Here is a 14,257-nt window from a genome sequence, read left to right on the forward strand (position 1 = left end):
CGCGCACTAAGTCAACTTGATTGCTGTACACCGTAATGGTTTGGTTCGCTAAATAACGAAACTCGACTAAATTTTCTCCACCATACTGCTGTGCTTTTTTGTCGATCACCGCTGGCGATGATAGCGAGACACTTTTTTCATCAATGCCTTGTTGAGCTAAAAATGCGGTCACCAGTTGGCTCTGCTTTTCAATCGTGTTGAACATGGTGGGTAAATCATTATCGGCCACACTAAATTGGATCGGCCAAACAACTGTGTCGGCGGGATATTCTCGCTCTGATAATCCTTTAACGGTCACCACGCGCTCATACTCTTTATATTTCACAGCCGTTTGCTGCACAAAGTAACCGAGGGTTGTGAGCCCGAGTATTAAACTCAAACCGATGATCAATGAAGCGCTACTTTTTATTTGCATGCCTTGTTTTCCTTTTGTTGGCAACAGTCCCAAAATGACTTGAAGTCACAGCGGTTAGTCGTTTGAATATAACAGCATACCTTAGATTTGAGATTGTGATTTCGACAGCCATTTTCGGTTAGAGTTTTGCCAGAGATTCTAACTTTTTATGCTGGCGCTTAGTTTGCTTTTTTTGAATGGCATCAATCATAGAGATTAACGCTGAGCCATCCCAATCACTTTTCTGAGGTGCGTACAAAGTTTTAAGTTGCTGGTTGACTTGTGCATCTAGTGCGGTTTTCTCTTCATCACTTAATACGACTGAATCGCGCCAGAGGGTGAAGTAATAGCTAATTTTGGCACCATCTTGGCTTTGTACAGCTTCTTTTAACTGTTGGTATGGGTGGCCTTCAAGCGGTTGATGATGAGCGTTGGTTTCCAGTGCTGCTGTCTGTGGCGCGTTACGAAATGACCAAGCGACTACCATAGTCGCCATCCATAACAGTGCAAAAAATGCGGTAAAGTAGGGCCAGTATCCTGCATCTTTAACGGTGACGGTTTGTACTGTTGGTGGTGTCAGCACAGAGGTGGATGGGTTGAGTAATTCACCTGGCGAAACCTCTAGCGTTAGTCCTTTGGCTTGCGCGCTTTGCTGAGATTCGTTTTTGGTGTCCCACCAACTGACGGTGAGATCCGCTAGATCAACCTTACCGACGGTTTTTGGGATGAGTACTTGTTTTAGCGTCATTTGCACATCGCCATTATCTAAGCTTTTAAACTGAGGCTTTTCAGCATAGAGCCGAATTGAGTCTGGATATTGCACTGAGAGGTTAGGCAACTGCGTCTGCGTAAGGCCTTTCACTGTCAGAATCCATTCACGAGTCAACGATTCACCCACTTTGGTTTTAAAGCTCTCGGCGGTGATGATCTGCCCTGTGGCATCTCGCCACGTTTGGTTGAGTGTTAGTTTTGGCGTAGGTAGCCAAGTGCCTTGATAGCTATCTGGTTTCGGCAGTACGGTGAGCGAAAAGGTTTTGGCCGGAATATCGACTTGCAGCAAGCGGGTGCTGCCCGTTTGGTTGTTACCATAGATGAGGCCAGCTTTAAACGCAGGGCCGGATAACGTGAAAGTTCCTGCCTCTTGGGCCGTGACTCTAAATTTTTGGTCTACAACGGTGACTTCAACCCCATCCAATAAGCTTTGGTACTGGTTAGCTTCTCCCTCGGTCGTCAGTTCTAATCCTTGTACAGCGGGTGGCGTAATTTGTGGATTTTGCAGCCTTCTTGGATCAGCTTTGATGATTAGGCGAGCATTGAGAAAAGTGCTTTCACTCGGGTAGAGTTTGCTACGTTCTAGATCGGCTTGTATTTCAACAAGGTCAGATTGCTTGGGCGCTTCACCATCAGCGATAACTTGAATCGCGATCGGTTGAGTAGTAGCGCCATTGACGCTAAAACTAGGAATGGTCAGTATGCCGAGTTTGTTGGCTGCCAACGATACATTCCATTCACTGCGCGTGCTGCGATCGCCATTGATGATGTTCACCGAAGTACCAAAACTTGGGCGGCCAAGAAAAAAATCGCCTTCTAACACCTTAAAGTCGATCGCATCGGTCGATACTTTTTCATCGGCAACAATTCGTAATTGGAATACTTCATTTTTCGCGACCTTATTTTTACTGACGCTGGCGTAAAGTGCAGCCGCGTTAGCTGCCGAGCTCAGTAGAGCAACAGAAACTAGGCTGATAATCGCAGCCCAAAATGAACGTTTGATCGATTTCATACTTACCACTTCTTGCTGTTGTTTTGTGGAGGTTGTGCTTGGTCTTCTTGTCGTTGTCTTGCTTGTAGCAACAATTGTGCTTTGAGTAAGCCACTAGGATCTCGTGCACTTTCGACTTGTTCTAGCTTGCGAAGTTGCGGGTCAACAGTTTGGCTATCGCTTTGCTGTTGCGATTGCTTCTGTGTTTGCTGCTCAGAGGCTTCTTTGTCACGGACCTCATCTTCGTTGTTCATTGATCCATTTGTTTGAGTCGCTTCAGTCGGCTGTTGAGAGGCAGGCGATTCATCCGCCGTGTTGGCCTTGGATCGCTCACTTTGCTCATCTTTACTTTGTGCCGATTGAGGCGAAGACTGAGAGCCGTCATCTTGCGGTGAGCCATCGCTTTGGTCGTCAGGTTTATCTCCGGTTTGTTCGCCATCTTGTTGTTGTGCATCGTTTTTATTCTGTTCATTATTTTTATTTTCCGACCGATTTTGATCTTGATTTGGATCGGAAGGCTCACCAGACTGTTGCTGTTGCTGTTGCTGTTGCTGTTGCTGTTGCTGTTGCTGTTGCTGTTGCTGCGCTTTTTTTACGATTTCCAAATTATGCTGAGCATCTTTATGGTTTGGGTCGCGCTTTAACACCTCTTCATACAAGGTTCGGGCCTTTTCCAATTCTCCATTTTGCGCGTAGGCGTTGGCCAAGTTGTATTGCACTCGCACATTGTCTTGTGGCAGTTGAGAGAGGGTCTCCACCGCTGCCTGATATTCTCCAGCCTGATATTGAGCGATGCCTTTCCACTCTAAGTCTGTAAATTGTTCACTGGCCGCTTGATACTCCTTTGCATCAAACGCTTTTTTGGCTTGTTGATTGCTATTTAGCCAAGGAGAAGCCTGTACACTATTGCTGTGCAGTGTAGGGATGAAGAGCAGTAATAAAGAAAAAATGACGCCACGGCGAAACAAAAGCAAACACGGGATAATGAGGAGCAGCACTAACCAATAGCCATTGTTAACGCGCTCTTGCACCATTTGTTGACTCTTGGTTGTACTGTGTGGTTGTTCGTTTTGGTCTAGCTTAGCGATCATTGCGACATCGCTATTGTCTAAGCTGATTGGCGTAAATAATCCATTTATAGTCTGCGCGAGCGACTGCATATTGGCAAAGTTGGTCTTGGCCACCACGGTCTGCCCTTGTGCATTTTTCAGTAAGCTGCCATCGCTGAGCGTAATGGGCGCGCCCGCTTGTGTACCAATGCCTAAGATCACCAATTTCCAACGCGTATTGGTAAGCTGTGTTTCAATCTGAGCTTGCTCTTGTGAGTCGATGTCATCGGTCAATAACACAATGTCACCTTGTGCAAGGCCGGCATTTTTCATCATGTCGATGGCTAATTGAACCGCGCGAGCCGCATCTGCGCCGGGGTAGGGCATAATATCGGGCGATAGATTGGGCACTAAGTTGCTTAGGGTTGCGGTGTCGGTGGTTAATGGGCTAACGGTATAGGCATCACCAGCATAGGCGACAAGCCCTGTGCTACCTTCTTGCCATTGCATGAGTAAGTCGAGCGCTTTATAACGCGCTTGCGTTAAGCGGTTGGGTTTTATATCAGTGGCGTACATCGATAGCGACATGTCCATCACTAATACGCGCGCGTTACTATTGCTGTAACTGGGGTGTGTTTGAGATTCAAAACTCGGACCAGCTAGCGCCAGTACTGCGAGCAGCCAACTGATGCTGATGATCACAATGGCCGCGTTATGCTTTTTATCGCTCAAACCCATCGCCTTAGCCAGATGAGGTGCTATCAAAGAGTGTCGTTTGGCACGCAGAGTGAACCAGCCCAGCAGTAGTGCTAAGGGGAATAGTGCGGTTAACCACCAAGGTGTAAGAAAAACAAACTCAGACATGATTTCTCCTTAGTAGCGCTAAGAGTACAGAAAGCGCGAGCGCTATCGCCAACGGATAACCAAACCATTCGCTTTGTGGACGCCAAGTTTGGCTTGCTTGGCTTATGGGTTCTAATTGATTAATGGTGTCGTATATTTTGGCCAGATCTTGGCTATTTCGTGCGCGAAAATATTGGCCACCAGTCATGGTCGCTATTTGTGTTAACGTCTTCTCATCTAAATCTTCCGCGGTATTGATTTTTCGAGTCATAAAAAACTCTTTGACCATCATTTCGCCAGCGCCAACACCGACTGTGTAAATGGTGGCATTGTATTTTTGGGCAATTTTCGCAGCTTCGATTGGGTCGAGCACGCCAGCGGTATTGCTGCCATCGCTGAGTAAAATCATCACCCGCTGTGGGGCATCACTATCGATAAACGTTTTGGTCGCAAGCCCAATCCCTTCACCAATGGCGGTTTGGGTGCCGATCAGCTTAAGGACGGCTTGATTAAGCTGCTGGCGAATGGTGTTTCTATCCAGAGTCAGAGGCGTTTGTAGATAGGCGTGATCGGCAAATAAGACTAACCCAAGGCGATCACCTTCTCGCTTGTCAATAAAATCAGAGAGCACATTTTTAACGGCGCTCAAACGATCAATGTACTGATCGCCAAGCAGCATATCTTCTTGGCTCATGGAGTAAGAGAGGTCAACCACCAGCATCAGATCTCGGTGTTTGGGCTGAGCAATAACCGGGTCGCCAAACCACACTGGACGGGCTGCGGCGATCAATACTAAGCACCAAATAACGCTCGCAATGATTTTAGCGATGATCTGGTTTGGTGCTTGACGCTGATTATCTTTAGGAAGGTAGGGCAGGTGAATCGCTGCCCTTTCTTTTGCTGGTGGTAAGAATCGATAAACGACCAGCGGGAGTGGCAGCAGACATAGCATCCACCACCACAATAACTCTATATTTGCCAAAGCCTAGCTATCTCCGTTTTTTAGGCGGCAAAGCATCATTAACCCATTGATAGCAGTGATTAATCAGCTCTTGACTGTTTTCTGTTTTCTGCTTTTGGTATAACGCTTGCTGCCACAATGTTTCATTGGGAACAAAAAGAGGGTAAGAAATTTGTGAATCTAAAAAGGTGTACCACTCTTTGCCGGTAAGATGTGCGATTTCCATACGAGGGTAGTAACAAAGTGCGGCTTGACGAAGTAGCTCAATCGCTGAAGAAGGAGTTAAATGCCCAAATTGGGGGTTGAGTAAACGCAGCGCCGTTTTTTTCGGGGCTAAGCGTTTACGACGCCAACGAATGGCTAACACCAGAATCAGCAGACAGAGCAGTATGCCCGCCGCGCTTGCCCACCATCCCCAAGCCAAGGGAAACCAAGAGGGTAGCTCAGGCAGTTGCATCGCGCTTAAATCTAAAAGTGTAGCTATTGATGATTCCTTCATTCTTTATATCCGGATAGTTGTTGCAACAAAGGTTTCTCACTAGAGAGTGAGGTATAAGAAATTGCCATAGTTTGACTCAATGATTTTAGTTTTTCTTTTTGAGATTCAAAGGCTTTTTTTAACCCTAAGCGCGTACTATTTTTCGAAAAGTTGAGCCAGCTCGTCTGTTGGTCATCGGTTACGCGTTCTACACCGCGAAATTGGGTCTCTCCTTGCTCTAATGGATCGTAAATGTGCACAATTTTTACACGATTATGTCGCTGCAATTGGTTGAGTATTGGTTGTAATGTGGCATTGAAATGGACGAAGTCACTGATCAAAATCACTTCACTGCCTTTAGGGCACAAACGATTCAACGCAGTTAGGCCGCGCTGCATGCTGTGTGATTTCGTTTTATCAAGCTCCAGCAGCTGTTGGTTTTGTAGTGTCACCAACTGTTGCAACAGCTGTAATGGCCCTTTTTGGCGGCTAGTCGGTTTTAACTCAACCAGTGTCGAACCAGTATCAATCACCGCGCCCACTCGGTCCTTATTGGCAATGCTTAACCAACTGAGCAAGCTTGCCATGTGCGCCGCTTGCACTGATTTGAGCATTAACTGCGATCCAAACTGCATAGAGCGGCTCAGATCAACGTAAAGAATGACGGGTTTTTCTCGTTCTTCACTGAACAGTTTGGTATGAGGCTTTCCCGTACGCGCAGTAACGCGCCAGTCGATGGTCCGAATATCATCTCCTGCTTGGTATTGCCTGACCTCAGCAAAGTCCATTCCTCGGCCGAGTTGCTTGCTCTGATGCTGCCCCAATACTTGCGCCCATAAACTTTTAGCCGGTGGCAGCCAGCGAATAGCGTGCTGCTTGTAAGGCAACAGTTCAGCCAATGAAAGTGTGACACCCGTACTAAACGGTGGAAGTGACTCTTGCATAGTAAACCTTAGTCTTAGTGCTAAGCACTACCAACCAGTGAAAGTAAGTGAGTGATAACTTGGTTGGGATGCACGCCCTCAGCCTGTGCTTGGTAGCTCAATAATAGCCGGTGGCGCAAAACCGGAAATACCATCGCTTGAACATCTTCAGGGCTGACAAAATCACGCCCACTGAGCCATGCATGAGCGCGAGCGCATCGATCAAGCGCGATGGTTGCTCGCGGGCTGACGCCCATCTCTAGCCATTGTGCCAACGTGGTATCGTAGTCTGCGGGTTTACGTGTTGCCATGATCAGGCGAATAATATATTGCTCAATAGGTTCGGCCATGTGAATGTTCAGCACTGCTTGTCGAGCACTGAAAATATCGCTTTGGCTTAATGTTGGCGGAGAGATTTTCTCAATTCCCTGCGCTTCCCCGCGGTTCAAACGTAAAATGGCGAGTTCATTTTCAGCGTCTGGATAATCAACGTTTAAATGCAATAAAAAACGATCCAACTGCGCTTCGGGTAGAGGATAAGTACCCTCTTGCTCGATCGGGTTTTGGGTAGCCATCACTAAAAAAAGTTCAGGTAACGGGTAGGTTTTTCGACCTGCCGTGATCTGTTTTTCAGCCATCGCCTCGAGCATCGCAGCTTGTACTTTGGCTGGAGCGCGGTTGATTTCATCAGCCAATACTAATGAGTTAAAAATCGGGCCCGCTTGAAAGGTGAACTCACCTGTTTCAGGGCGGAAGATATCGGTACCGGTTAAATCGGCGGGGAGCAGATCAGGCGTAAATTGGATTCGATGAAAATCACCTTCTATGCAATCGGCGAGTGATTTCACGGCACGGGTTTTTGCAAGGCCAGGAGGCCCCTCGACCAAAATGTGCCCATCAGCAAGAAGTGCAACTAATAACTGTTTAACCAAACCTGTCTGGCCTATGACTTGCTGATTTAAATAGTGTTGTAGCGATTGAAACGCGTGCGATGGCATTGAATGGGTCTCCTGCTGTTTTGCTGAATTAGTAATTTATTGATTCGAAAAGTTCCATGAAAAGTGTGATGCATCAACTGATTGGCGAATTATTATCCATTTGGCGAAACGAAAGAATGTTTGGTCACCATGCTCGACTATGCTTAGGAACAACCATTGTTGGCCATGATCACATTCTACGTGAAGATAAATCGATTCTATCGATAAATTTCTCAAGAGAGAGGGTTTGTTGCCGATACAAAAAAGTTATTCATGACAAGCCAATAATAAAGAGCGCAAATAATGTTCAAACTTAATTCGATGAGTATTAAGCAAAAGGTTGTATTAGGAATTACGTTCGCGGTACTCGCTTCGACGGTTATCGTTGGTGTAATGGCGCAGCGTCAAGCTCGAGAGGTACTGGAGCACCGATTAATTGATATCGAACTTCCCTCGTTACTTGATCAAATCAGTAGCCAGATAGATCGAGAAGTATCGCAATTGCTCTTTTCTGCTGAGCAACTAGCCAATAATGAATTCATCAAGCAAGCCGTTCAGACGACCAATATTAATGCTGACGCAGAGGCGATGCTGATTAAGCAGCTCAATAATGTACGCGATCAATATTCGTTGAATGATGCTTCTGTGGCTAACCGAAAAACGGCGTATTACTGGAACCAAAATGGTTTTCTGCGTCAGCTTAATCAACAGCAAGATGGCTGGTTTTTTGGTTTTACGCAATCGGGACAAAAGACCATGGTCAGTATGTTCCAAGAGGCAAGTGGCGAAGTGAAAATGTTTGCCAACTATCAAAATGTCAGTGGCGATACGATGTCTGGTTTGTCGAAATCAATGGATGACATGGTGAACCTGCTCAATGGATTTAAAATCGAGGATACAGGTTTTGTCTTTTTGACCAACTCGAAAGGGGAAGTGCAAATCCATCGCCAAAAAGAGAAAGCTAAAGCCTCATTAACACAATTGTACGGCTCAAACGCAAACCAACTATTGAATAAAAGCCGCTTCAACCTGATTTCGACAACCTATCAAAACCAAGATGTTTTTGTCGCTAGTGTCTACGTGAAATCGATGGACTGGTTTGTGATTGGTTCAGTACCTGTGTCGGAAGTCTTCGCCGAATTAAATGCCGTTGCGCAAAAAATGTTGTTCACAACCTTAGCTGTGGCGGGTTTGTTTATTTTGATGGGCCTTTTTCTGGCCAATAGTATTGCTAACCCAATTAAACAGATTGCACAACGCTTTACCGATTTAGGTAAAGGCGATGGTGATTTATCGCAACGGATTGAGGTATTGGGCCGCGATGAAATCGCTCAATTATCAGCGGGCTTCAACGGTTTTATTGAGAAGATTCATCAATCGATGAAAGAAGTTGCTTCTACCAGTCATGCATTGCAGTCGGCGGCGGGTCGGGTGTCAGAAAAATCGACGCGAACTTATGACAATAGCCAAGAACAGCGTGACCAAACTATACAAGTGGTGGCGGCGATCAATCAAATGGGGGCGACTATCAGTGAAATTGCTTCTAACGCGGCGACGGCAGCTGAAACAGCAAATCACGCGGCTGATAACACTGAAGTAGGACGTGAAGTGGTAAGCAAAGCCAAAGATGCCATCAGTCGTTTAGCGGCGGATATCGAAAATACGGGTAAAGTGGTGGAGCAGCTAGCATCGACCACTCAAGATATTGGCTCTATTTTAGGTGTTATCCGTGGTATTTCTGAACAAACCAACTTGCTGGCATTAAACGCTGCAATTGAAGCGGCGAGAGCTGGAGAGCAAGGCCGAGGTTTTGCTGTGGTGGCAGACGAAGTACGCAATTTGGCCAGCCGCACGGCCTCTTCAACGGAAGAAATTCAAAAGATGATCAATCAATTACAAAACGATGTAAAAGATGCGGTCTCGGCGATGTCTTCCGGTAAGGCTGTTACACAGGAAGGGGTTGACGCTTCCGATGAAGCGGTGAACGTTTTAGTGAATATTTCAGAGCGGATCCACGATATTTCCGATCGCAACACTCAGGTTGCCACGGCGACTGAAGAGCAATCAACGGTGGTGCACACAATCAATCAAAATATTGAAGAGATCAACGCCATCAATGAAGTGACCACCAGCACCGCAGAAGAGTTGGCAGAAGCGAGCCAAGAACTGCGTGATCTGTCTGGCCGTTTAGATAAAATGGTGGGTAGCTTTAAGCTCTAGAATCATGAGGGGGAAATCGGTACACTTCCCCCATTACGTTTATGTTTAGGTAAGTAAAATGAGTGATTTCGAAAAAGAGTTAGCACAATTGTCGCAACAGGTGGCGGGTGAACCTGAAGTGAAACTGCCTTCGTTGGAAGAACAAAAAGCGATTGTGGCTGAGCTTAAGCAGCTAGAAGCGGAAGGCAAGCTGACGCCAGAAGTGCTGGAAAAGCATTTTGGACAGTTCTTTACAGAAACGGATACTCCCGTCCATTAATTCAAACCCACTTTATTTAATTTAGAGCACACAAGTTTATTTAGAGTACACAATAGTATTTAGGGCACACAGTAGTGGTGCCCTTTTTTATCAGAAAACGTTATTGAGTCATAGGAAGCTGTTGCGCGATATCTTCGAGTGCCTGTTGAAGGATCTCTGTCGTTTGCGCGCCTGAGATAAGATGGCGTTGCTCAATGATCAAGGCTGGCACAGCTTGAATTCCTGCCTCTAACCACTGTTGCTCTGTGACAGAAACGGTTTTCGCCCACGACTCATCAGTTAAAACTGCGCGGCAGATTTCTCTGTCTAAACCAAGGCTCTGTACTAGGTCGAGCAAGACATCATCGTCATCTAAGGCTTGCCCGAAAGTGAAATAAGCACGAAATAGTGCCATTTCCAGCTCTAATTGTTTTCCTTGGCTATTCGCCCACATTAATAATTGATGCGCTTTACGGGTATTATAAATACGCATGTCGTCACTGAAATTGAATTGAAAGCCGACTTCTTGCCCTAAGGCGCTGAGGGTTTGGCGTGCTTGTAAACTTGCTTCTATCGACGTGCCATATTTTTTGGCTAAATGTTGCTGTAGGTGTTCACCACCTATAGGCATAGCAGGGTTGAGTTCAAAAGGGTGCCAATGGATGTCTGCATCGATCGTATCGCTGAGAGCCAGCAGCGCTTGCTCTAACCGCTTATAGCCAATGATGCACCAAGGGCAGACAACATCTGACACGATATCAATGCGTAGTTTTTTCATTTTCTTCCCTACCGCGATTGGCAATTCACTGACCTTAATTATAGCGAGATTATCAGCATAAACTGTGACTTGTTGTGTAGCCCTTTGGAAAGCTAGGCGCTTTTTTATCGCTCTACGCCTTTTCTCTCATACAAACAATATTGCAATAAGGCTGATGGAATTGCTGAAACGCTCTCTATACTCTAAAAACGTTAAATGCAGAGAATTAAACTGCGCTTTGAGAAACAAGTGACGTATTGTGAGGTTTCGCCTCTTTCAACTTGTGAGTTAACCATGATGAACAGGGACATTGACGTATGACAAATGTTCAACCAACCGATGTGATTTTGCATGCTTTTGATTGGCCGTATCGTTTAGTCGCTGAGCGTGCAGAGCAAATTTTCCAACTGGGTTATAAAACGGTGTTGATTTCACCGCCGATGAAATCGTTCAAAACCGCTCAAGGTACAAAATGGTGGCAACGTTACCAGCCACAAGATTATCGCATCATTGATAATCAACTGGGCAATACCCATGATTTTAAACAGATGGTTGAAACCTTAACCGCATTAGGCTTGCGAATTTATGCCGATGTAGTGTTCAACCATATGGCCAACGAATCCAAATTGCGTTTGGATTTACAATACCCGAGCGCACAAGACTTAGCTTCCTACCAGAATAAAAGCGATGAGTACCACGCGCTGCGCCTCTTTGGTGATCTGACCCTGCCACTCTTTGATAAAGATGACTTTGTGGAAGCGTTTGGCATAAAAGATTGGAAGGATCGTTGGCAAGTGCAAAATGGCCGCATTACTGGAGGGGCGCATGACCCGGGCCTACCGACGTTGCGTGATAATGAACATGTGGTTGTGCAACAACAGGCTTATTTAAGGGCATTGAAAGCGTTAGGAGTCAAAGGATTTCGAATTGATGCTGCTAAGCATATGTCTATTGAGCATTTGAAGAAAGTATGGACCGATGACATTACGCAAGGCATGCATATTTTTGGCGAGATCATTACTGATGGCGGTGCAACCAAAGAAGAGTACCAACTTTTTCTCGAGCCTTATCTGCAAGAAACAAAGTTGGGTGCTTATGATTTTCCACTATTTCAAACGGTATACGATGCGTTACAAACAAAAGGTAGCCTGAAATGGCTGATTGACCCTTATTGTTTTGGTCAGGCGCTTTCCAACAACCGAGCGATTACGTTCACCATTACGCATGATATCCCCAACAACGCTGTGTTTGCCGACCTCGTCATGGATGAAGCCTTAGAAAATATCGCCTACAGCTACATTCTTGGTCGCGATGGGGGAGTGCCATTAATTTACACCGATTTAAACACCAGTGGCATTTTGAACCATGCTGGTCTTCCGCGCTGGCAAGAGGCATGGTGTTCGCCACAAATGGCGGCGTGTATTGCTTTTCATAATAAAATGCATGCGTTGCCAATGAAAACGCTAGAAGCGAGTGATGACTTGTTAGTGTTCAGCCGCGGTAAGGAAGGGATAGTGGTTTTGAACAAATCTCAACGCAGTCAGCGCGTTGAAATTGATTGGACAAATCCAATGCTAGAATTGTTTACGAAGCAGCAGTATCAACCCAATAACCAAAAGATTGTCATGGATATCGCCGCTCGCTCTAGCGCCATGCTTTGTCGGCTATCAAATGTCTGATGGTGAATAAAACGGTGACTCGTTAGAAAAGTAAAGGCGCGTAATCAGCGCCTTTACTGAGTCTACCCAGTTGCTGCGGTAGAGGATTAAACGATAAATTTATTCAATATAGCATCTTGCTCTCTGATATTTTCGGTTTGAGCTTGCATGGCTATGTTGGCATTGTCAGCTGCGTCTGCAACTTGAACGGAAAGATCTTTGATCTTAACCGTGTTGTTGTTGATCTCTTCTGCTACCAAGCTTTGTTCTTCGGCTGCCGAAGCTATTTGGATATTCATATCACTAATTTGCTGAATAGCATCGCGGATTTTCAGCAGAGCATTATTCGCTTCTTCGGCACGATTGACCGCCTCAGCTGCCGTTGTTTTACTCTGATTCATTGCATTGGCAACAGAAGTAGCGCTCGACTGCAACTTCTCAATCATATTACGGATCTCCGTCGTGGATTGCTGCGTTCTTTGCGCCAGCGTACGCACTTCGTCTGCAACGACCGCAAAGCCTCGGCCTGACTCTCCAGCCCGAGCCGCCTCTATCGCTGCGTTTAGTGCCAGCAAGTTGGTTTGGTCGGCAATGTCGTTGATCACTTTCAAAATGGTTTCGATGTTTGCCGTTGCATTTTCTAGTGCACTTACCTCTGTTACTGCTTCATCAATACGCGTCGAAAGATTATCAATCGCTTGCGTGGTTTGGGTCACAACATTGGTACCAAATTCTGTCGCATCATCAGCATCTTTTGCCGCCGACGCCGCGCCTTGCGCGTTGTTGGCGACATCGCCAGAAGTGGTGGCCATCTCATGCATGGCTGTGGCTAATTGCTCAAGTTCATGGAGTTGATCACGCATCGCTTCGGCCGATTCTTGCAACCCCATCGAGGTCATTTCCGAACCGCGTAAAATTTCTGAACCGATGGCTTTAGACTGGGTAATTTGTTGTTGTAAGGCTTCAGTAAAGGTATTGAAACCGACCGCTAATACCGAGAATTCTTTATCCGTGTCGGTGGCTAAGCGTTGGGTTAAGTCACCACTACCAGAGGCAACGTTCTGTATTGCATTATTAAGTGCATCAAGCGGTTTCATCAACAGACGGATAAGCACAAGCAGTATCGCAATACTGAAGACTAAAGCGATTAACGTATAGATGATCGAACTGTTGCGCAGTGTTGCTAAAGACGCATAGGCGATCTCTTCATCCAAAACGACACCGACATACCAATTCTCTCCGGGTACTTTTGAAAAATCGAGTGTGTAGTGTTTGCCATCAATCAGCACTTGTTTAGGCTCTTCGGCGATAACGGCATTGCCTAAGTATTCTTTCATTGGCTTGCCGTTCATCTCTGCTCGGGGGTGGGCTATGGTTGTGCCGTCGGATGAAACAATAAACACATAGCCTGCATCAAATAATTTTACGGTGTTGACCAATTCTGCTAACCCAGCAAGGCTAACATCGTAGAAGATGGCGCCGATAAATTTGCCGTTATCTTTAACTGGGGTAGCAATAGACACCAATATTTCATTAGTGGCAGAGTCGGCGTAAGGTGCAGTAATAATCAGTTTGTCGGCATTTTTTGCATCAATATACCAAGGGCGCACGCGTGGATTCCATGATGCGCCTGGGTTCCAAGTAGGATCATTACTGATGTAAGAGCCATCACTCTCAAAACCGACCCCAGCCAGTAAAAAAGTTTGTTTGACAATCGGCCTTGTGATGACCTTAGACATACTTTCTCGGTTAATGTCGACTTCCAACATGCTGGTGGCGTAAGCGGCAATGGCCTTGCGGCTATTGATCTCTGCACCAGCTGTATTGCTAACCCCATCCACTATTTCAGTTACACTCGCTTCAACTTGTGACTTCACTTCTTTTTGGACGGTGAAGTATTGTTGTATCGTCAGCAGAGTAACGGTGACCAACAGCAGCAAAGATGACGCCGCGACGATCTTATGGCTGAATTTCATGGCAATCCCTTCCATCAATAA

At 46.0% G+C, this 14,257-nt stretch carries 12 protein-coding genes; 3 read left to right on the forward strand and 9 right to left on the reverse strand.

Going from position 1 to position 14,257, the window contains the following annotated elements:
* The 7 genes from AACT21_RS15965 to AACT21_RS15995 all read right to left on the reverse strand — a co-directional run.
* Nucleotides 1-415: SIMPL domain-containing protein (locus tag AACT21_RS15965; RefSeq protein WP_141195281.1), on the reverse strand; the 415-nt coding region annotated here is incomplete at its 3' end.
* A 118-nt stretch (nt 416-533) separates the two neighbouring features.
* On the reverse strand, nt 534-2,186 hold the full coding sequence (locus AACT21_RS15970) for a BatD family protein (RefSeq protein WP_094164690.1): 1,653 nt from the start codon (nt 2,184-2,186) through the stop codon (nt 534-536).
* Entirely contained in the window at nt 2,180-4,069 is a 1,890-nt protein-coding gene (locus AACT21_RS15975; protein ID WP_094164691.1) for a vWA domain-containing protein, read from the reverse strand. Before AACT21_RS15975 ends, AACT21_RS15970 begins: the two co-directional genes overlap by 7 nt.
* Nucleotides 4,062-5,030, reverse strand: coding sequence for a vWA domain-containing protein (locus AACT21_RS15980; RefSeq protein WP_017048328.1), 969 nt, complete (start codon nt 5,028-5,030; stop codon nt 4,062-4,064). Before AACT21_RS15980 ends, AACT21_RS15975 begins: the two co-directional genes overlap by 8 nt.
* Before the next feature lie 7 nt (nt 5,031-5,037).
* Complete coding sequence (locus AACT21_RS15985; protein ID WP_013867999.1) at nt 5,038-5,508, reverse strand: DUF4381 domain-containing protein; 471 nt, start codon at nt 5,506-5,508, stop codon at nt 5,038-5,040.
* Nucleotides 5,505-6,431 (reverse strand): DUF58 domain-containing protein, encoded by a 927-nt coding sequence (locus tag AACT21_RS15990; protein ID WP_017048975.1) that lies wholly within the window; start codon nt 6,429-6,431, stop codon nt 5,505-5,507. Before AACT21_RS15990 ends, AACT21_RS15985 begins: the two co-directional genes overlap by 4 nt.
* 20 nt (nt 6,432-6,451) lie before the next feature.
* On the reverse strand, nt 6,452-7,408 hold the full coding sequence (locus AACT21_RS15995) for an AAA family ATPase (RefSeq protein WP_017046059.1): 957 nt from the start codon (nt 7,406-7,408) through the stop codon (nt 6,452-6,454).
* Between the two features lie 282 nt (nt 7,409-7,690).
* Between AACT21_RS15995 and AACT21_RS16000 the strand changes: the two genes are divergently transcribed.
* Together AACT21_RS16000 and AACT21_RS16005 are read left to right on the forward strand one after the other, a co-directional pair.
* Nucleotides 7,691-9,607 carry a methyl-accepting chemotaxis protein gene (locus AACT21_RS16000; protein ID WP_094164692.1) on the forward strand — a complete coding sequence of 639 codons (1,917 nt, stop codon included), beginning with the start codon at nt 7,691-7,693 and terminating at the stop codon, nt 9,605-9,607.
* Nucleotides 9,608-9,665: 58 nt separating this feature from the next.
* Nucleotides 9,666-9,866: a restriction endonuclease subunit S gene (locus AACT21_RS16005; RefSeq protein ID WP_013867995.1), complete on the forward strand. Its 201-nt coding sequence runs from the start codon at nt 9,666-9,668 to the stop codon at nt 9,864-9,866.
* A gap of 100 nt (nt 9,867-9,966) precedes the next feature.
* On the opposite strand, the gene AACT21_RS16010 is transcribed toward AACT21_RS16005, so the two are convergent.
* Complete coding sequence (locus AACT21_RS16010; RefSeq protein ID WP_013867994.1) at nt 9,967-10,647, reverse strand: DsbA family oxidoreductase; 681 nt, start codon at nt 10,645-10,647, stop codon at nt 9,967-9,969.
* A gap of 272 nt (nt 10,648-10,919) precedes the next feature.
* On the opposite strand from AACT21_RS16010, the gene AACT21_RS16015 reads away from it, so the two are divergent.
* Nucleotides 10,920-12,281 (forward strand): alpha-amylase family protein, encoded by a 1,362-nt coding sequence (locus tag AACT21_RS16015; RefSeq protein ID WP_094164693.1) that lies wholly within the window; start codon nt 10,920-10,922, stop codon nt 12,279-12,281.
* Nucleotides 12,282-12,367: 86 nt separating this feature from the next.
* On the opposite strand, the gene AACT21_RS16020 is transcribed toward AACT21_RS16015, so the two are convergent.
* Complete coding sequence (locus tag AACT21_RS16020; RefSeq protein WP_026028218.1) at nt 12,368-14,236, reverse strand: methyl-accepting chemotaxis protein; 1,869 nt, start codon at nt 14,234-14,236, stop codon at nt 12,368-12,370.
* Between the last annotated feature and the right edge of the window lie 21 nt (nt 14,237-14,257).

This window comes from Vibrio sp. V08_P9A1T1 (assembly GCF_963874405.1).
GTDB lineage: Bacteria > Pseudomonadota > Gammaproteobacteria > Enterobacterales > Vibrionaceae > Vibrio > Vibrio anguillarum.

Coding starts and splice junctions, on each gene's coding strand:
- AACT21_RS15975 (WP_094164691.1), bottom strand. CDS start 4,069: ATGTCTGAGTTTGTTTTTCTTACACCTTGGTGGTTAACCGCACTATTC.
- AACT21_RS15985 (WP_013867999.1), bottom strand. CDS start 5,508: ATGAAGGAATCATCAATAGCTACACTTTTAGATTTAAGCGCGATGCAA.
- AACT21_RS15990 (WP_017048975.1), bottom strand. CDS start 6,431: ATGCAAGAGTCACTTCCACCGTTTAGTACGGGTGTCACACTTTCATTG.
- AACT21_RS15995 (WP_017046059.1), bottom strand. CDS start 7,408: ATGCCATCGCACGCGTTTCAATCGCTACAACACTATTTAAATCAGCAA.
- AACT21_RS16000 (WP_094164692.1), top strand. CDS start 7,691: ATGTTCAAACTTAATTCGATGAGTATTAAGCAAAAGGTTGTATTAGGA.
- AACT21_RS16005 (WP_013867995.1), top strand. CDS start 9,666: ATGAGTGATTTCGAAAAAGAGTTAGCACAATTGTCGCAACAGGTGGCG.
- AACT21_RS16015 (WP_094164693.1), top strand. CDS start 10,920: ATGACAAATGTTCAACCAACCGATGTGATTTTGCATGCTTTTGATTGG.
- AACT21_RS16020 (WP_026028218.1), bottom strand. CDS start 14,236: ATGAAATTCAGCCATAAGATCGTCGCGGCGTCATCTTTGCTGCTGTTG.